This is a genomic window from Streptomyces sp. NPDC047042 (assembly GCF_040644035.1).
Taxonomy (GTDB): Bacteria; Actinomycetota; Actinomycetes; order Streptomycetales; family Streptomycetaceae; genus Streptomyces.
The window spans coordinates 79,672-97,893 of the sequence record NZ_JBEYVP010000008.1 but is presented as its reverse complement, the minus strand read 5'-3'; the positions used below and the strand labels follow the sequence as shown (position 1 = coordinate 97,893).

Below are 18,222 nucleotides of genomic sequence, written 5' to 3'. Positions count from 1 at the left end.
CCTCAGGTACTTACTCGAATCGCCTCAGACGCTGGATGAACCCGTTGATGTCGGCGAGCTCTGGAGCCCGCAGCCCGCGATATCGTCGCGTCGCATCGCGGAGGGTGATCGCGGCGGCCTGCGCCTGTGAGAACCGCTCGGATCCGGCCTCCAGCCGCATGATCTGGGCGAGCGCTTCCAGATGACGGTCGACGGCGTCTTCGTCGTCCTCGTCCGGGGCTTCCTGCGTATACGAGGTGAAGGCGGTGACTGCGGCCGTAGCCTCGCCGAGTTCCATGCGGCACTCGGCCTCGTAATAGAGGCATCGCCGCGCTTCGACGTCGTCGGTTCCGAATCGTCGGGCGAGACCCTTCCGTGCCGCCTGGAAGAGGCCAAGCGCCTCGCTGAACGTCCCGGCGAGGAATTTCACGTGCGCGAGGGACAGGGTCAGGTCGTCCGTCAAAGCATTGTCCGTGGCCCTGGCCAGCACGTCCGTCAGCACGTCGGCGGCCTGTGTGAACTGCTTCTGCGCAACGAATTCCGACGCTCGGTCGGCCGCTTCCTCAGCCTCGGCCTCACTCAGGGGCAGTGTGGAGGGGGCTGCTTCCAACGAGGCGTCCGGCACGGTCGGGGTGTATGCCCTCGGTCGCCCGCGCCCGCGGCGGACTGATCCGCCGAACGGCCGGGTGAAGGGCGTACACGGATCGAGTTCGAGCCCGCCGTCGGCGACCGGAGGTGAGGTGCCGGCCGGAATTCCCTGGGTGGCGAGCGGCAGCAGGGTCTCGTAGACCGTTGCCGCCGACAGGCGGTCTTCGGGGTCCTTCTCCATCATGCCGAGCAGAAGCCGCTCGAGGTCGCCGGGCACGTCGGGGCGCAGTTCGCCGACTGCCGGGGCATCACTGTTCACCTGGTGCCAGGTGACGGACTTGCCGTCGGCTTCGGTGAAAGGCGTGTGTCCGGTGAGGAGTTGGTAGATCACGCAGGCGAGGGCGTAGATGTCGGCGGCCGGGCCGACCGCGTTGGCCAGGCTCTGCTCAGGGGACATGTAGGCGGGGGTGCCCACGGTCATTCCCGGCTGGGTCAGATGAGGGTTCGATCCCGAGCCGACGAGGGCCGCGACTCCGAAGTCGAGTACCTTCACCACCCCGCCCGGGGTGAGCATGAGGTTGGCCGGTTTGATGTCGCGGTGTACGACGTCGTGGCGGTGCACCTCGTCCAGAGTGGAGGCGATCTGTGCTCCGATGGCCGCCGCCCAGGCTAGTGGCAGCGGCTCGTAGTCGTAGTCCGTCTCGTTGATGAGGGTCTGGAGTTCTCGTCCCCGCAGCAGTTGCATCACCACGTACAGCCGGCCGCTCGCCTCGTCGAATCCTGTGTCGTAGACGGCGGGGATGCCTGGGTGCTCGTGGAGTCCGGCGGTCGTGCGCACTTCCCTCAGGAACCGCCGGCGCCGGGTCTCCATCGCCTCCCGGTGGGCGGCGGTGCGGACGGCGTACACGTGCGGCTGCTCGTCGAGCATCATCTTGACGGCGACACGCCGGTCGAGGCTTTCGTCGTAGGCCTGCCAGACCTCCCCCATGCCACCGGCTCCGAGGAGCGTGCTCAGGCGGTACCGCCCGGCCAGTCTTCTCTCGGGCTGCCCCTCGTCCTGGGCCGGCGCCGTCCCGTCCCCCATGCCTCGCACCTCATCTCACTAGTGGTGACCGTCAGTGCAGGTTACGGTGCGGGAGGCGTGGTGGGCCTGGATCCACGGCTCTTCAACTCCGCCGCCCGTTCGGCGGTCGCCTGCCGGTCGGCCTCGCGGCGGGCGGGGCGGCGGATCAAGTTGTACGACTGGGCTGTCGCAACCCGCCGGAAGAGGCGGTTGACCTTGTCGTCGTCGAAGTACCGGACCATCAGGGCGTCGTTGGAGTGTGCCTGCTTGATGACGAACTCGTCCATGTCCTTGGCGAGTTCCCGGCCGTAGGTCTCCTCGTCCTGGGCGAGGGCAACCTCCTGCATGTCGGTGTTCTCGGCGATCGTGACGACGAGTTGGCCGAGCAGGATCTGGTCCGCCGTGGACAGTCCCGTGCCCAGCTCGTCGTTGATCGACTGGATGACCTCGGCGAGCGACTTCTCCTCGATCTCGGCCGCCGCACCTGCCGCCTGAACCACCAGGCCCGGCAGCACCTGCGCTCCGAGCGCCTCCAGCCTCAGCTCGGGGGTTCCGGTCTCCTTGACCAGCATGTGGCTGGGCACCGTCTCCCCTATGTCGGCGGCGGCGGTACCGTCGGGACGCGGAAGCCGGCGCAACAGGAACCGCCCGTACTGGAAGAGCCGTTCGAGTTCCAGGTTCTCGAAGCCGATAATGTGCGAGAGCCAGCCGTACGCCTTGACGTACGACTCCAGGGCCCGGCGGAACTCCTCGGCCTTCCCCGGCTCGTGGGCCGCGAGGCCGTTGAAGCGGTCCACGGCGGGGGCCGTGTAGTGGTAGAGCCGTGCGTGGGCCTTCTTGACCTCGCCCTCCGTGGCACTGCCGTCGCCGAAGGCGGCGAAGTACGCCTTGACCAGAGCGTCCATCTCGGCTTCCACGAGCAGTTGGTACCCCATCACCTCGTCCTGCCGGTCGAAAAGCAGGTTGGGGTCGGTCGGTTCGGTCAGTGACGTCTCGTAGTAGGCCTGGAATGCCTCCCGAACAACCTCGAACTTGTTGGCGAAGTCCAGGACGAACAGATCCTCCTGGGACTTCAACGGGTGTGTGCGGTTGAGGCGGGAGAGCGTCTGCACAGCGGCGACGTTGGCAAGCGGCTTGTCCACGTACATTGTCGTCAGGAGCGGCTGGTCGAACCCGGTCTGGTACTTCTCCGCGACGACGAGGATGCGGTATTCGGGCTTCGGTACGGACGGCGGATTCGGGTCGTCCACGCGTACGTAACCGAAACGGGCGGGGAGTTCCTTCTCGGGGAAGCCGTTGAGCTTGGACTCGGTGTACTCGACCTCCTCGACCGTCAGCGCTCCGGAGAACGCGACCAGAGCGGCGCAGTCCGTCGCTCCGCGCTCATCCACGTACTTGCGGATCGCCAGATAGAGCCTTACCGCATGCTCGCGGCTGGGAGTGACGACCATGGCCTTGGCCCGGCCGCCGAGCCTGCCCGCGCTGTGGGACCGGAAGTGATCCACCATGATCTTCGCCCGCTGAGCCAGCGACGCGTCGGACAGCAGCGCCGCACGCACCAGTTTGGAGCGTGCCTTGCGCGGGTCCACCTGCCGTTCGACCTCGTCTGCGGCGTCGTTCTGCAGCTTGAAGTAGGTGCCGTACGTGATGAAGGTGTCCAGCACGTTGAGGATGAAGCCCTCGTCGATGGCCTGGCGCATCGAGTACACGTGGAAGGGACCCGGCCGCCCGGTGACCGGGTCCGCCGTACCGAAGAGTTCGAGCGTCTTGGGCTTGGGGGTGGCGGTGAACGCGAAGAACGACATGTTCGGCTGCTGGCCACGGGCCAGTGCCTCGGCGGTGAGCGGGTCGCCGTCCGCGTCTACGGCCTTGGAGCCGAGAGCCTTCTTCAGCGCTGCCGAGCCGTCGCCGCCCTGCGAGGAGTGCGCCTCGTCAATGATCACGGCGTAGCGTAGTTTTCCTAGGCCGCCGACCTTCTTCAGGACGAACGGGAACTTCTGCAACGTGGTGATGACGATGCGCGCGGTGGATCCGGTCAGTGCCTCGGCGAGCTGCACGGAGTCCTCGTCGATACGCCGTACGACACCTGGTGTGTGGGTGAACTGGAAGATGGTGTCCTGGAGTTGCTTGTCGAGGACGCGGCGGTCGGTGATGACGACGACCTTGTCGAAGACCGGCTCGTTGGGTCCCGCGCCCTTCGCCCGGACGGCTTCGGCGAGCTGTGCCGGATCCTCCGGGGTGTGCAGGGACGACAGGCGGTGCGCGAGCCAGGCGATGGTGTTGGACTTACCCGAACCCGCCGAGTGCTGGACGAGGTAGTTCTCCCCGGAGCCATGCCGGGTCGCGTGGTCTGTCAACTGCCGCACTGCATGCCACTGGTGGTAGCGAGGGAAGATCAACGGCTGGGTGTGCGCGCTGCCGGGGCGGTGCGAGGGAGCCTTGCCGGCCTTCGCCTGCTCGTCCTCGACGTGCAGGTAACGCTCCAGCAGTTCAAGCCAGTTGTCGCGGTTCCAAATCTGCTCCCAGAGGTACGAGACGGGGTACGTGCCGTCGTCCTGTCCCTCCGTGGTCTGCGGGTTGCCGGCACCGCCGGTGACACCGGGGCCGCCGGAGCCGGTGTTGAACGGCAGGAAGCGGGTCCTTTTCCCGGCGAGGCGCGTGGTGAGGAACGTCAGGGTCGGGTCCACCGCGAATTGCACGAGTGTCCGCCTGGCGAAGAACAGGTCCTTCGGGTCGCGGTCGGTACGGAACTGGCGCATGGCGTCCTCGGCGCTCTGCGGGTGTTGCGAGAGGTGGCTCTTCAGCTCAACGGAGGCGGTGGGGATGCCGTTGACGAAGAGCGCCAGGTCCACGGACTTGGCGGGAGTCTTCGCCGAGTAGTGGAACTTCCGTACAAAGGTGAGCCGGTTGGCGTCGTACTCGTTCAGCGCGTCGGCGGCGAGCGTGTGGGCGGGCCGGAAGTACGCGAGCTGGATCTTCACGTTCCGGTCGTTCACCCCGCGCCGGAACACGTCGAGTACGCCACGGGCGTCGATCTGCTGCGCCACGCGTTTGGCGAACCGGTCGAGAGATGCCTTCTCACCTTCGCCATACTCGGCCTGGAGGCGCAGCCAGGCGTCGTTCTGCGAGGCGCGAAGGAACGCTTTCAACTCGTCGATTTCGATGCCGAGTTCGTGCTTGTAAGTCCTGGCCAGGCCCTGCTCCCAGCCGTGCGCGAGAAGCCCTTCCGCAACGGCGTCCTCGAACGCTTCCTCGGTTTCTACACGTTCCACGTGCGCCATGGGGATCAGGCTCCTCGTTTTCCGGTCATGAGGTAGTGGACGTCACGGCAGAACTTGTCGAAGGACGGGGAGTTGGCGCGGGCCAGTTCGAGATCCATGGCGCTGGTGAGGGGAGCCTGATCCGCCGTGGGGCTGTATGGGCGGTGTTTGCCTCGCTGGTGGGTCAGCCATCCCTTGGCGTCGCGCGGCTTGGTGTCGGGCTGCTCAGGTGCGGTCATGGAGACGGGGAAATCCCTGACACCGGCGAGGGAGTCGGCCGCCGCGAGAAACCATGACTCGTACTCGCGCGAGGGCAGCACGACGGCAACGGCGATATCGGAGCACGCTTGTTGCGCGCGTGCGAGCAGTTCAGGTCCCAGAGTGGCTGGGCAGTCGTCATCGGCGTCGAGCAGGACGAGCACACCGCCCATGTGTCCGCGTACGAATTCCGCCTGCTTCAGTACCGCGTTCTCGATGCCCCCGGCCTTGACGATCTGGCTTCGAGGCACCCGCGCGGGACGTGGGGTGCTGATGCGCCAGACACCCAGGGCTCCGGCGATGCGGTGCAGCAGCTTCGGTACGGCCTGGATCTCGCCGTCACCCTCGACCACGGATGCGATCACAGGTGGGGCCGATGAGTTCGTCATGGGCGAGGTCCGCTCTCGGGCCACACCTCATTGGGCGTCAACTGGTCGCCGCGCATCAGGCCGCCGATCGTGTCCAGGCCCTTGGCCAGCACACGCCGGGCAACCTCGCCAAGCGGCTCGATCACCGTTGCTCCGTCCACGACCGTGACCGTACGCACCCAGTCCGGATCGAACTCGTCCCGGTCCAGGAGGTCCCCGCTCTGCGTGGCCACGATGACCTGCACGTGCTTGGCCGCCTCCGTGAGCGCGTCGAACATCACCCCGGCTGCGGCCGGGTGAAGCCCGAGCTCCGGCTCGTCGACACATACGAGGGAGGTCCAGCCTTCGAGCGCGTCAGGCTGGAAAAGGGCGGCAAGCAGTCCGGCGGCGCGGAGTGTGCCGTACGAGAGCTGGTCGGCGCCGAAGCGGATGATGTCGGCTGTGTCGTCGTCCCGCATCCTCAACTGCACGGAGGAGTACGCGTCGAGGGGGCGCTCGTCGATACCGATGGCGCCGGGGACGATGGCTGCCAAGTAGTCGTCAATGCGTTGCTTCACCTCGGGGTGAGCGGTGGCCAGGGTGCCCAGGATCTGGCCCAGGTTTGACGCGTCCGGGAGCAGTGTGTCCCCTGAGGTGGCACGTTGCGGTTCGGCGATCCGGGCCGGGACGGGGGCGTAGAGCGACATCGTGGAGAGGGCGTGGAGGACACCGGCGTACGTGGCGTCGGTGGCGGCGGCGAGGCCCAGCCATAGGCCCTGGTCCGTGGACATGACCGGGCCCAGGGGGGCGTCACCGTCGAGAGGCGTGACGGTGTCGCCTTCTCGCCTGAATCCGCGGGGGGTGCCGTGTTCAGGCGTCCTGACCTCCAGCCATTCCGACTCGACAGCGACGAGCTGCCGGCTACGGACGGCGTCCCGAACGAGACGGAATCCATACATGGCGTGGACAGGGCCGGGCGAAGGGGAGTCACCCTCAGAAGAGCGGAGCGTGAGGTAGACCTCGACGGAGAGCGCCTCGGCCGTTTCGGCGTTCGCCTGATGAAACAGCACGTCTGTCCCGCCCCGTGCCGTCACGGCCTTCAGAGGGCGGCTCTCCACGCAATCACGGATGAATTTCAGGGCGTCCAAGAGATTTGACTTGCCCGAGGCGTTCCGTCCGATCAGGACAGTCAATGGACCGAACGTCACGTCGCACTCGGCGAAGGATCGGAAGCCGCTCACGCGCAGGCGGTTGACGAAGGGCACGGTCGGCATGGTGTTCGTCGTCAGCCAACGGGTTGCCTTGTCGAAGGTCATGTGGCGTCAACTCCCCGACCGGAGGCGCTGGAGACGTCGAACTGGCCGGTTACGGCGGCGGTGATCAGGGCTTGGCGACGCTCGGCGAGTAGGGCGAGTTGGCGGTTGAGCAGCGTACGCGCCTCTTTCGCTCGACCTGCGGCTTGATCAAGCTGAGCAACCAATTGGCGCTGGACGTCAACGGGCGGAAACGGAAACCTTTGGGGCTCCAACTGCTCGCGGGTGAGGTGTGTCATGGTGCTGGTGTTCCCCTGGACCTGAAACACCCTGAGCCGTTCCGCCGTGACCAGGCAGTAAAAGAGCCATCGCGGAATTTCTGACCCAATGGCACGAATCCGATGCAGCGCCTTCTGGTAGTAGATTTCCGAGATCTCTCCGTTCCAGATCGCCGCCCTACCGGGCCAGCTTCCACCTTCATTGACGAGCAAATCCCCCGACTCTAGGCGATATCGCTCCTGTTCGCCCGGCGGAAAATTCATCAGGGCGAGATCATTGATATCCACGTGATCCCACTGGACGTTAGCCACTCGAAGATAGGGTCGGAGGTATTTTCCTCTTGTCCGTTCCTGATTGAGCATCTTACCTAGGGCAACATCAAAGTAGTGCGAGACAGCGCCAACACGCCAGTCTGCAGGAATAGATCCCAACCACTTCAAGCCACTTTCCTTGCGCCTGCCAGGTACGTGAGCCCCGCGCACGACATTATAAGTCCTACTGAAATCAGCTTCCTCGACGAGTGAATACTGTCGTGCCCTCAGCTCGCGTAGTTGGTCGATGCGAGCGGTCTCGATGTCGAGGAAGTCGGCGATTTGGCGCTGTTCCTCTACTGGAGGCACGGGCAGTTGAATCTCCCGTGCGACATCGAGGTTGATTCGGGCACGAGTTGAGCCACGTGTCAGCGTCTGCACTTGGCCAGATACGAAGGATGAGCTGAGGGCCCAAGCCGCATATTGATGGGAGATCCGTCCTTCGTCGAGCCGGGCGCGGAAGCAGTCTGCCTTCACGATCGCCGGGCCCAGTCCAGGGGGGGCCACGCACGCACGCCCGACAGGATTGTTAGTGTCGCCGAGCCCTGCGATAATCAAGTCTCCGGACTTCACTTCATGCTGTCTCAGCTCTTTAAAATATTCCAAAGAGATGTAAGCGGCGTCAGCTTCCTTGAAGCGAGCTGCGCCGATGTTCCCTAGCCGAATTACGCGAGCACCTTCTGAAGCGTAGTGACTACTGGTCAAGGAGCTACCGAACGGCCCATCGGCGATCTCTCGAATGAAACGCCTCAGAGGGACGCGCGGGTACGCGATTTCCGCAGTGCTCACGAAGTCACCTCGCCCAGCAACGCCTGGATCTCGTCCTCAAGTGACTTGATTTCCTTATCGATCTCCGCGAGCGGTCGTGGCGGTTCATATACGTAGAAGTGCCGTGTGAAGGGGATCTCGTAACCCACCTTCGAGCGTTCCGCCAATCTTGTCTTGGGGTTCTTGAGTTCAGCGATCCACGCATCCTTTACGTGTTGCCTAACCTCTTCCGCGAGGTACTCGTCGATGTCCTGGTCCATCGGTACGTTCTCGGCGTTGCGGAGCTCGGGATCGTGCTCGGGCTGCTTCGCCTTCGCGTACTGAACCTCGCCCTTCGGGTCGCGTACACCCACCGCGTCGCGGAGAGCTTTCTGGAAGGCCGCACCAGACGGCCAGATCAGGCCAGCCGCCACAACAGCCTTGTGCAGGGCGTCCCATGCTTCCGACTTGGTCGGCCAGACCTCCCCGGCCAGCGGGCGCAGCGCCTCCACGAACTGCTCCTGCCGCTTGGCCACTTCCTCCTCAGCCATCGTCTTGTCACCCAGCACCTTCTGGAGCGCCGCAGAAGTCGCGAGTTCCGTAAGCGTGTCCTCGGTGATTTCGAAGCGGAGCTTCAGCGGGCGGTCCACGGTGATGCGCTGGTAGCCGTACTCCTCGTTGCGGAGGATCTTGACCTTGGCGTGCTGCGGGTGGTTCTCGTCCGCCGCGATCTGCTCGGCGTCGCGATACATCGCGCAGATTTCGGCGATCTGCGCCTCAGAGATCTCCTTGCGCTTCTCACCGAGCGACTTCCGCCGCTTCACCCACTCCCCGCGCGCGTCGATCATGATGACTTTGCCCTTGCGGTGCTTGGGTTTGCGGTTGCTGAGGATCCAGAAGTACGTGGAGATCCCGGTGTTGTAGAAGAGCTGGTCGGGGAGGCCGACGATGGTCTCCAGGTAGTCGTGTTCCAGGATCCAGCGGCGGATCTCCGATTCACCCGACCCCGCGCCCCCGGTGAAGAGCGGGGAGCCGTTGAAGACGATAGCGATGCGCGAGCCGCCGATCTCTTCGCCGTTTTCGTCCTTCTTCAGTGGCTGCATCTTGTGGAGCATGTGCTGGAGGAAGAGGAAGGAACCGTCGTTGATCCGGGGCAGGCCGGCCCCGAAGCGCCCGTCGAAGCCACGGTCGTCGTGCTCCGCACGGACCGCCTTCTCCGACTTCTTCCACTCCACCCCGAAGGGCGGGTTGGCCAGCATGTAGGTGAAGCGGCGGTCCTCGTGCCAGTCGCGGGTGAAGGTGTTTCCGAACCGGATGTTCTCCGCCTTATGCCCCTTGAGTAGCATGTCGGAGCGGCAGATCGCGTACGACTCCGCGTTGATCTCCTGCCCGAACAGGTTGACCCGGGCGCTTGGCTTGATGTCCTTGATGTGCTCCTCGGCGGCCGCAAGCATTCCGCCGGTGCCGCATGCCGGGTCCAGGATGTCGATGACGGCGCCGGGCCTGCGGATCAGTTCCTCGTCGGGCCCCAGGAGCAGTTCGACCATCAGCTTGATGACCTCGCGCGGGGTGAAGTGCTCACCGGCCGTCTCATTGGAAGCGTCCGCGAACTTGCGGATCAGCTCCTCAAACACGTACCCCATGTCGTGGTTGCTGACCTTGCTCGGACTGAGGTCCATCGCCGCGAACTCCGGGACCACCAGGTACAGCAGGTCGGCTTCCTGGAGACGCTCGATCTGGACGTGGAAGTCGTACCGGTCGATGATCTCGGTGACTTCGGGAGAGAAACCGCGGATGTAGTCCTTGAGGTTGGCATAGACGTTCTTGTCGTCACTACTGATGGTTCTGAAGTTCTGTCGGGAGGTGTTGAAGAACGGGAGTTCGGAGACGCCGAGCAGGAGCGCGTCCTTGCGGTCGCCCGCGAACGACTCGTTGCGCTTCCACACCGCCTCACGCGTGCCCTTCTCCTCCATCACGCAGTCGAAGCGGCGCAGCACTGTGAGCGGCAGGATGACCTTGGCGTACTCCGAGCGTTTGTAGTCGCCCCGCAGCAGGTCGGCCACCGACCAGATGAAGTCGGCGAGTTCCTGGTTGGTGTTGCTCACTCAGCACCTCTCGTGTTGCGTCTTCGTAGGTCACGGTGGGGAATTCTTCCGTCGGCGCAAGGGTCCCGTATGCCAGCCCGTAGCAGGCCAGGCGTGCCGCTTGATCGCCCATCCTGGCAAGTTCCCTCAGCTTTCGCTCGAACTCGCCCAAGCCACGGAACACCGCCCCATTACCAGCGTTGCTGTTCGATGTCCATCTGCGGCGGCTGGGCCCCGCGCAGGTCCGTGCGGTGGGTGCCTGTGGCGGAGGTGTCGCGGCGGGTGTCGCCCGCGCTGCGTAGGAATTGCCGCAGGTAGTCCATGTCGAGCTGGTCGCTGGTGGAAGCCGCCTCGCCGTCTTCCACACCTACCAGATCTGCCAGGACCGGATCGCCGACCCCCACCGTGGTGATCTGGTCCGGCGAGCCCGCTCCCGTCTCCCCAACGTCAATCAGCCCAGCTGCGCGACGAACGCGCACCAAGCGTCACGGCCAAAGGTGATCGCGGGGGCAGTGGCGCGCCACTTGCTGTCGCGGACGGGGACGAGGTAGGGGAGGTTGTCGGCAATTTCGACGCACTCCCCCTGCCCGCCGCTGTAGCTGCTGACGCGCCATACCGCTTCAGTGAGATCGCGCAGAGGACGGCGGTCCTGGGTCATGTTCTGTGCTCCTTGGCGGCGCGTCGGATCAGTCCGAGCGATTCCGTTGGCGGCAGCGCCGAGGTACGAGCGTCGTCGAAGAGCTCGCGATAGCGGGCGACCTCAGACTCCTGTTCCATCCAAATGTTGCCGGTCGGCGTCTCAGTCAGTACTAGGTCCACCGCCGACACCCTCGGAAAGCTCAGCAACAGGTATGGGCCGAACATACCTGAGTGCGCCCCGCGCGAGAACGGCAGCACCTGGACGGTGACGTTGGGCCGCTCGGCCATGTTCGCAACATGCTCCAACTGGTCACGCATCACTGTCGCGCTCCCCACCTGCTGACGGAGCACTCCTTCGGTGAGTACGGCCCAGAATTCCAATGGGACCTCGTCGACGAGCCGTTCTTGCCGGGCGATCCGAACCTGCACAAACTGGTCAATCTGCTCAGCGGTCTGCCAGGCGCGCGAAGCAACGGTGACAGCCCGCCCGTATTCCGGGGTTTGGAGCAGTCCAGGGATCAGTTGCGCCTGGAACGTCTTGATGCCATCGCAGATCGACTCCATCTCGATGTAGTCGCGGTACGTGTCTTCGAGCACGGAGCCGTACTGGTGCCACCAACCCTCACGTCGGCGGCGATTGGCCCTTCGGGCCAACGCTCCAAGGCGTTCGCGCGCCTCCGGGTCCTCCACTCCGTATGCCTGCATGAGGGCGATCAGATCTGGCGTTCGGACGGGTACGTGGCCGTTCTCGATCCGGCTGATCTTCCCCTTGGTGCAGTCCAGCACCTCGGCGGCAGCAGTAGTCGTGAAGCCCACCGCCTCACGAAAGCGCCGTAGTTCATCGCCGAGCTGGCGTCCGAGCACGGTGGAAGGCTTGACATTTGGCATGGACAACTCTCTATCAGGAGCTGATGCGCGATGCGACGAGATTACACAGAAGGATGAATTTAAGGCTGGACAAGCATTCAACGTTGCGCGAAATCGTCGCCGCGCGGCACTCTCCTCAGCATGGGTGTCACGACGCCCGCCGAATCACAGGAAGTTGATCACCAGCTACCTACCTCCAGGGAGCGTCATGGCAGACCCCTCCAGCACTCGCGAGGTCACCTTCCGGCTCGCCCGGCACCGCCGCAGTGTTCCTCGGGTGCGAGCGCTGTTGCTCGCCGTACTCCACGGCTGGGAAGCCGGTCAAGAGGTCGCCGAGACCGCGGAGTTGGTGCTCTCGGAGCTGGTCACCAATGCCCTGCGGGTGCGGGCGCCGCAGGATCGGCAGGTCGGTGTCCGGATCGCGCACTCGGCGGACGAGGGGCTGCTGCGGCTGGAGGTGAGCGATGCCGGGGCGGGCACTCCCGAGGTGCGGGCGCCCGGCGCGGACGAGACGGGCGGGCGCGGCCTGCTGCTCGTGGACGCGCTGACGCTCCGCTGGGGCGTGACGGGCCGCGCGGCCGGGATCGGCAAAACGATCTGGGCGGAGCTGAAGGCCACAGACCTTGCACCCGCCCGTACGGGAACCGAGGTCGCGGCAGTCACGGTCCGGGCCGGACAGTGCGTACAAGCGTGGGACGCATGGCGCACGGTCCGCAGTGTGCGGGGCGAACGCTACGCCTCGGGCGGGCCCGTCGTCGTACTGGAGCTGGACGAGGGCCCCGCGCTGCGGCTGCACGCGGCCGAGCCGGTGAACGTACGGGACAATGGGGAAGACGGACCTCGGTGAAGTGAGGGTCATCACCACCAGGTCGCGGCCCTCACTCGTTGTGTGTGGGCGATGTCTCTCTCCGTAGCGCGCCCGCACGAAGATCACCAGGTCAGAAGCGGTCAGCCACTCCCCCAGGCACCCTGAGCGGCCCCCGAACAGCCCTTCCGCATGGCAGACGGACTACCACGACCCTAGTCTCGTACTAAAATTTCCGGCTTGTTACGGAACGGAGCTGGAGCCGGACAACCCCAGGCACACCTGCGGGCCCCGCCAGCGACCCGGAGGTTTCCGGGAACGAGACGCGAGGACTGATGGCAGCCATACACGAGAGCAGCGCTCTCGGTCTGCTCGAAGAAGAGATCCGCGAGCGGTTCGGCGACACGGCACGTTTCTCCGCGGGGCCCGCCGCCTCGCCCCGCACACTCGTCGACGTCTTCGACGCCGCCGTACGTTCGTACCCGACCGAGCCCGCCCTCGACGACGGCACCACCGCGCTCACCTACCGCGCGCTGGCCACCGAGGTCGAGGTCGTACGGCGCCGGCTGAGCGCCGCCGGCGTGGGGCTCGGGGACCGGGTCGGGGTCCGGGTGCCGTCCGGCACCAACGAGCTGTACGTGACGATCCTGGCCGTACTCGCCGCCGGCGCCGCCTATGTTCCGGTGGACGCCGAGGACCCGGACGAGCGGGCCGAGCTGGTGTTCGGCGAGGCCGGTGTACGGGCCGTCGTCGGGGCCGGTTACGAGATCACCCTTCCCGGCGCCCCCAGTGAGCTGCCCGCGCGGCGCCCCGGGGTCGAGCACGACGCCTGGATCATCTTCACCTCAGGCTCCACCGGCAAGCCCAAGGGCGTCGCCGTCAGCCACCGCAGCGCCGCCGCGTTCGTGGACGCCGAGGCCGCGCTGTTCCTCACCGACGATCCCGTGGGACCCGGCGACCGGGTCATGGCGGGCCTCTCCGTGGCCTTCGACGCGTCCTGCGAGGAGATGTGGCTGGCCTGGCGCTACGGGGCCTGTCTGGTGCCCGTACCGCGCTCCCAGGTGCGCAGCGGCGCCGATCTGGGGCCCTGGCTGGTCGAGCAGGAGATCTCCGTGGTCTCCACCGTGCCCACGCTGGCCGCGCTGTGGGAGCCCGAGACCCTCAACGACGTACGGCTGCTGATCTTCGGCGGGGAGGCCTGCCCGCCCGAGCTGGTGCAGCGGCTGGTGACGGAGGGGCGCGAGGTGTGGAACACCTACGGGCCCACCGAGGCCACCGTCGTCGCCTGTGCCTCCCTGATGACCGGGGAGGAGCCCGTGCGGATCGGGCTGCCGCTGAACGGCTGGGAGCTCGCCGTCGTCGACGAGGCCGGGGAGCCCGTCGCCATGGGGGCCAGCGGGCAACTGGTGATCGGTGGGGTCGGGCTCGCCCGGTACCTGGACGCCGAGAAGGACGCGGAGAAGTACGCGCCCCTCGAGTCCCTCGGCTGGGAGCGGGCCTATCGCAGCGGTGACCTCGTCAAGGCCGAGCCCGAGGGGCTGATCTTCCTCGGGCGGGCCGACGAGCAGATCAAGCTCGGCGGACGCCGTATCGAGCTGGGCGAGGTCGACTCGGCACTCCAGGCGCTGCCCGGGGTCGCCGGTGCGGCGGCCGCCGTACGGACCGCCCGCAGTGGCAACCAGCTGCTCGTCGGCTATGTGGTGACGCAGGAGGGCTGGGACCAGGCCGCCGCCGTGGAGCGGCTGCGCGCCGAGCTGCCCGCCGCCCTGGTGCCGTTGCTCGCGCCGGTCGCCGAACTGCCGACGCGGACGTCCGGCAAGGTCGACCGCAACGCCCTGCCGTGGCCGCTGGAGGGACTGGAGACCGGTCCCGCCGCCGAGCTGTACGGCACCGAGGCGTGGCTCGCCGAGCAGTGGAGCGAGGTCCTCGGTATCCCCGTGGGCAGCGCGAACGACGACTTCTTCGCGATCGGCGGGAGCAGTCTCGGCGCCGCCCAGCTGACCACCCGGCTGCGGACGCGCTACCCGAGCGCGGCCGTCCTCGACATCTACCAGCAGCCCGTGCTGCGCAAGCTCGCCCGGCATCTGGAGAAGTCCGCGCAGGACGACAGCAGTGGGCGGGTCGTCGCGCCGGTTCCGCTGCGCGCCAAGGCCGTTCAGCTGCTGCTGCTGGTTCCGCTGTTCACGCTGATGGGGCTGCGGTGGGCGGTCGCGCTGGCCGGCGCCGCGAACGTACTGCACTGGTTCGGGGCCTATCGGTGGGCGCCGGTGACGTCGTGGTGGGCGGTGGCCGCCGGGGCCGTCGTGCTCTTCTCGCCGCCCGGGCGGCTCGCGCTCGCCGCCGGTGGGGCGCGGCTGCTGCTGCGAGGTGTGAAGCCGGGGCGGTATCCGCGCGGTGGCAGTGTGCATCTGCGGCTGTGGACGGCCGAGCGGCTCGCCGAGTTCAGCGGGGCGACCTCGCTGACCGGGGCATGGCTGGAGCGGTACGCGCGAGCGCTGGGCGGCAAGGTCGGCACGGACGTCGATCTGCACTCGCTGCCCCCGGTCACCGGGATGCTCAAGCTGGGGCGTGGGGCCGCCGTCGAGTCCGAGGTCGATCTGTCCGGCCACTGGCTGGACGGGGACCGGCTGGAGATCGGGCAGGTCAAGGTGGGTGCCGGCGCTGTCGTCGGGACGCGCAGCCTGCTCTTCCCGGGCGCGCGGGTCGGCAAACGGGCCGAGGTGGCGCCGGGTTCGGCGGTCGCCGGGACGGTGCCGACCGGGCAGCGCTGGGCCGGGGCTCCGGCCGTGAAGCTCGGCAAGGCCAAGCGGAACTGGCCCAAGGAGCGTCCGCAGCGCGGACGTGCCTGGCGGGCGATGTACGGCGTCACCGGGTTCGCGCTCACCGCTCTGCCGGTGCTGGCGGGCGCGGTCGCGCTGCTGGTCGCGGGCCTGTTCGTCGACCCGGACGCCGGGCTCGGGACCGCTCTGCGGGGCATCGCGCTCGCGCTGGTGCCGGCCACCCTGGCGTTCGGTCTCGCGTACGCGCTGGTGCTGCTGATCGCCGTACGGCTGCTGAGCCTTGGCCTGCGCGAGGGTACGCATCCCACGCACAGCCGGATCGGCTGGCAGGCCTGGACGGTCACGCAGCTCATGGACCGCTCGCGCGAGACGCTGTTCCCGCTGTACGCCGGGCTGATCACGCCGGTGTGGCTGCGGCTGCTCGGGATGCGGATCGGGCGGGGCGCCGAGGTGTCGACCGTGCTGGCGCTGCCGAGCCTGACGACCGTCGGCGAGGGCGCGTTCCTGGCCGACGACACGCTGACCGCGCCGTACGAGCTGGGTGGTGGCTGGCTGCGGATCGGACGGGCCGAGATCGGGCGGCGGGCCTTCCTGGGCAACTCCGGGATGACCGCGCCGGGCCGGTCGGTGCCCGACGGGGGCCTGGTCGGGGTCCTCTCGGCCACCCCGAAGAAGGCCAAGAAGGGCAGCTCGTACCTCGGGCTGCCGCCGATGAAGCTGCCCCGGGCCGCGACGGGCGGCGATCAGAGCCGTACGTACGACCCGCCGGCGCATCTGCTGTGGGCGCGGGCGCTGGTCGAGCTGTTCCGGATCGTGCCGGTGTTCTGCTCGGCGGGTCTCGCCGTGCTGACGGTCGCCGCGTTCAGTGTGCTGGGCGGCTGGTTCTGGCTGGCGGGCGGGCTGGTGCTGCTGGGCGTGGGGGCCGTCGCATGCCTCCTGTCCATCGTCGCCAAGTGGGTACTCGTGGGGCGTCACCGGGCCGGTGAGCATCCGCTGTGGAGCGGGTTCGTGTGGCGCAACGAGCTGGCGGACACCTTCGTGGAGGTCGTCGCCGTACCGTGGATGGCGGGTTCCGTGCCGGGTACGCCGGTGCTGTCGGCGTGGCTGCGGGGGCTCGGCGCGCACATCGGGAAGGGGGTCTGGGTGGAGAGTTACTGGCTGCCCGAGACCGACCTGGTGACCCTGGAGGACGCGGCCACCGTGAACCGGGGATGCGTGCTGCAGACACACCTCTTCCACGACCGGATCTTGCGGACGGATACTGTGGTCCTCCGAGAGGGCGCGACGCTGGGTCCTGGCGGAATCGTCCTGCCCGGTTCAACGGTCGGGGCCCGGTCCACTCTGGGTCCCGCGTCGCTGGTCATGGCGGCGGAGTCCGTTCCCGACGACACCCGCTGGCTGGGCAACCCGATCGAGTCATGGCGTTCCTGAAAGCGGTGAGCGCGGCTCGTTCGGGTACCGGAGCGGGGATGGGTTCATCTCCGGCACCACGTTCGAGCACAGCGCAGGGAGCAGACTCAGCAGTGAGCGTTCAGCAGACAGTGGGTTCGGACCCGTACTTCCCGGCCAACGGTGACGCCCGTTACCGGGTGCACCGGTACGAACTCGCGCTGGACTACCGTCCCGGTCCGAACCGGCTGGCGGGCACGGCCCGTATCAACGCCATAGCGGGCCGGGCCCCGCTTGCCGAGTTCCAGCTGAACTTGGGCGATTTCAAGATCGGCCGGGTCCGGGTGGACGGCAAGGCCGCCCACTACACCCACCGGGGCGGTCGGCTGCGCATCCGTCCCGCGAAGCCGCTGCGGACCGGGGCCGCGTTCACCGTCGAGGTGCACTGGGCGGGCAATCCCAAGCCGGTCGCCAGCCCCTGGGGCGGGCTCGGCTGGGAGGAGCTGGAGGACGGGGCGCTGGTGGCGAGCCAGCCGATCGGGGCGCCCTCCTGGTACCCGTGCAACGACCGGCCCGCCGACAAGGCGTCCTACCAGATCTCGATCACCACACCGTCGGCGTACGCGGTGGTGGCGGGCGGACGGCTGCTGACCCGGACGGCCAAGGCCTCCACGACGACGTGGGTGTACGAGCAGTCCGCGCCGACGTCGAGTTATCTCGTGGGGCTGTCGATCGGGAAGTACCAGACCGTGCTGCTCGGTGATCCCGGGCTCGGCGGTGTGCCCCAACACGGGCACATTCCGGCCGAGTTGCTGCCCGAGTTCTCCCGGGACTTCGCGCGCCAGCCCGCGATGATGGAACTGTTCCAGGAGCTGTTCGGGCCGTATCCGTTCGGTGAGTACGCGGTCGTCGTGACCGAGGAAGAGCTTGATGTGCCCGTCGAGGCACAGGGGTTGTCGCTGTTCGGCGCCAACCATGTGGACGGGGCGCGGAGTTCGGAGCGGCTCGTCGCGCACGAACTGGCGCATCAGTGGTTCGGGAACAGTGTGTCCATCGCGGACTGGCGGCACATCTGGTTGAACGAGGGGTTCGCCAAGTACGCGGAGTGGTTGTGGTCGGAGCGGTCGGGCGGGCGCAGTGCGCAGCAACTCGCCGCGGCCGCGCATCGGTTGCTGGCCTCGCAGCCGCAGGATCTGCGACTTGCCGATCCTGGGCGCAAGTTGATGTTCGACGACCGGTTGTATCAGCGGGGTGGGCTTGCTGTGCACGCGGTGCGGTGTGCTTTGGGGGACGAGGTGTTCTTCCGCATGTTGCGGGGGTGGGCCGGGTTGCATCGGGGTGGGTCGGTGAGTACGGGGACGTTCACGGCGTATGTTTCGCGGTTCGCTGTGGAGCCGTTGGACGAGTTGTTCACTGCGTGGCTGTTTGAGCGGGCGTTGCCTGTCTTGCCCACGCCGGTTGTGGGAGGGCCGCGGGTGCCTGCGCGGCCCTCTTATCCGCCGTCCACTGGTTAGTTTGTGCCTGCGGGTGCGTCGTGGCTTGTCGCGCAGTTCCCCGCGCCCCTATGGGGCGC

12 protein-coding genes are annotated in these 18,222 nt (G+C 67.1%); 3 read left to right on the top strand and 9 right to left on the bottom strand.

What is annotated here, in order from left to right; all coding sequences use genetic code 11:
- Nucleotides 1-10: 10 nt before the first annotated feature.
- The 9 genes from ABZ855_RS11010 to ABZ855_RS10970 all read right to left on the bottom strand — a co-directional run bounded on the left by ABZ855_RS11010 (nt 11) and on the right by ABZ855_RS10970 (nt 11,696).
- Nucleotides 11-1,651, bottom strand: coding sequence for a serine/threonine-protein kinase (locus ABZ855_RS11010; protein ID WP_360804426.1), 1,641 nt, complete (start codon nt 1,649-1,651; stop codon nt 11-13).
- A 41-nt stretch (nt 1,652-1,692) separates the two neighbouring features.
- Nucleotides 1,693-4,911: a DEAD/DEAH box helicase family protein gene (locus tag ABZ855_RS11005; protein WP_360804423.1), complete on the bottom strand. Its 3,219-nt coding sequence runs from the start codon at nt 4,909-4,911 to the stop codon at nt 1,693-1,695.
- A 5-nt stretch (nt 4,912-4,916) separates the two neighbouring features.
- Nucleotides 4,917-5,537 (bottom strand): DUF4276 family protein, encoded by a 621-nt coding sequence (locus ABZ855_RS11000; protein WP_360804420.1) that lies wholly within the window; start codon nt 5,535-5,537, stop codon nt 4,917-4,919.
- On the bottom strand, nt 5,534-6,811 hold the full coding sequence (locus tag ABZ855_RS10995) for an AAA family ATPase (protein WP_360804417.1): 1,278 nt from the start codon (nt 6,809-6,811) through the stop codon (nt 5,534-5,536). Before ABZ855_RS10995 ends, ABZ855_RS11000 begins: the two co-directional genes overlap by 4 nt.
- Entirely contained in the window at nt 6,808-8,127 is a 1,320-nt protein-coding gene (locus ABZ855_RS10990; protein WP_360804414.1) for a restriction endonuclease subunit S, read from the bottom strand. The genes ABZ855_RS10995 and ABZ855_RS10990 overlap by 4 nt, the downstream gene beginning before the upstream one ends.
- Nucleotides 8,124-10,190: a class I SAM-dependent DNA methyltransferase gene (locus ABZ855_RS10985; RefSeq protein WP_360804411.1), complete on the bottom strand. Its 2,067-nt coding sequence runs from the start codon at nt 10,188-10,190 to the stop codon at nt 8,124-8,126. Before ABZ855_RS10985 ends, ABZ855_RS10990 begins: the two co-directional genes overlap by 4 nt.
- Nucleotides 10,191-10,360: 170 nt before the next feature.
- Entirely contained in the window at nt 10,361-10,534 is a 174-nt protein-coding gene (locus ABZ855_RS10980) for a hypothetical protein (protein WP_360804408.1), read from the bottom strand.
- A gap of 86 nt (nt 10,535-10,620) precedes the next feature.
- Nucleotides 10,621-10,827, bottom strand: coding sequence for a DUF397 domain-containing protein (locus ABZ855_RS10975; protein WP_360804405.1), 207 nt, complete (start codon nt 10,825-10,827; stop codon nt 10,621-10,623).
- Complete coding sequence (locus tag ABZ855_RS10970; protein WP_360804402.1) at nt 10,824-11,696, bottom strand: helix-turn-helix transcriptional regulator; 873 nt, start codon at nt 11,694-11,696, stop codon at nt 10,824-10,826. Before ABZ855_RS10970 ends, ABZ855_RS10975 begins: the two co-directional genes overlap by 4 nt.
- A gap of 187 nt (nt 11,697-11,883) precedes the next feature.
- Here ABZ855_RS10970 and ABZ855_RS10965 point away from each other — a divergent pair, with 187 nt between their 5' ends.
- From ABZ855_RS10965 to ABZ855_RS10955, 3 genes are all read left to right on the top strand, one after another.
- Complete coding sequence (locus ABZ855_RS10965; protein ID WP_360804399.1) at nt 11,884-12,522, top strand: ATP-binding protein; 639 nt, start codon at nt 11,884-11,886, stop codon at nt 12,520-12,522.
- Nucleotides 12,523-12,815: 293 nt separating this feature from the next.
- Complete coding sequence (locus ABZ855_RS10960; protein WP_360804396.1) at nt 12,816-16,691, top strand: Pls/PosA family non-ribosomal peptide synthetase; 3,876 nt, start codon at nt 12,816-12,818, stop codon at nt 16,689-16,691.
- Between the two features lie 92 nt (nt 16,692-16,783).
- Nucleotides 16,784-18,163, top strand: coding sequence for a M1 family metallopeptidase (locus ABZ855_RS10955; RefSeq protein ID WP_360804393.1), 1,380 nt, complete (start codon nt 16,784-16,786; stop codon nt 18,161-18,163).
- Nucleotides 18,164-18,222: the final 59 nt, after the last annotated feature.

Excerpts from the sequence above, each read along its gene's own strand:
- ABZ855_RS11010 (WP_360804426.1), bottom strand. The coding sequence starts at position 1,651 with ATGGGGGACGGGACGGCGCCGGCCCAGGACGAGGGGCAGCCCGAGAGA.
- ABZ855_RS11005 (WP_360804423.1), bottom strand. The coding sequence starts at position 4,911 with ATGGCGCACGTGGAACGTGTAGAAACCGAGGAAGCGTTCGAGGACGCC.
- ABZ855_RS11000 (WP_360804420.1), bottom strand. The coding sequence starts at position 5,537 with ATGACGAACTCATCGGCCCCACCTGTGATCGCATCCGTGGTCGAGGGT.
- ABZ855_RS10995 (WP_360804417.1), bottom strand. The coding sequence starts at position 6,811 with ATGACCTTCGACAAGGCAACCCGTTGGCTGACGACGAACACCATGCCG.
- ABZ855_RS10975 (WP_360804405.1), bottom strand. The coding sequence starts at position 10,827 with ATGACCCAGGACCGCCGTCCTCTGCGCGATCTCACTGAAGCGGTATGG.
- ABZ855_RS10970 (WP_360804402.1), bottom strand. The coding sequence starts at position 11,696 with ATGCCAAATGTCAAGCCTTCCACCGTGCTCGGACGCCAGCTCGGCGAT.
- ABZ855_RS10965 (WP_360804399.1), top strand. The coding sequence starts at position 11,884 with ATGGCAGACCCCTCCAGCACTCGCGAGGTCACCTTCCGGCTCGCCCGG.
- ABZ855_RS10960 (WP_360804396.1), top strand. The coding sequence starts at position 12,816 with ATGGCAGCCATACACGAGAGCAGCGCTCTCGGTCTGCTCGAAGAAGAG.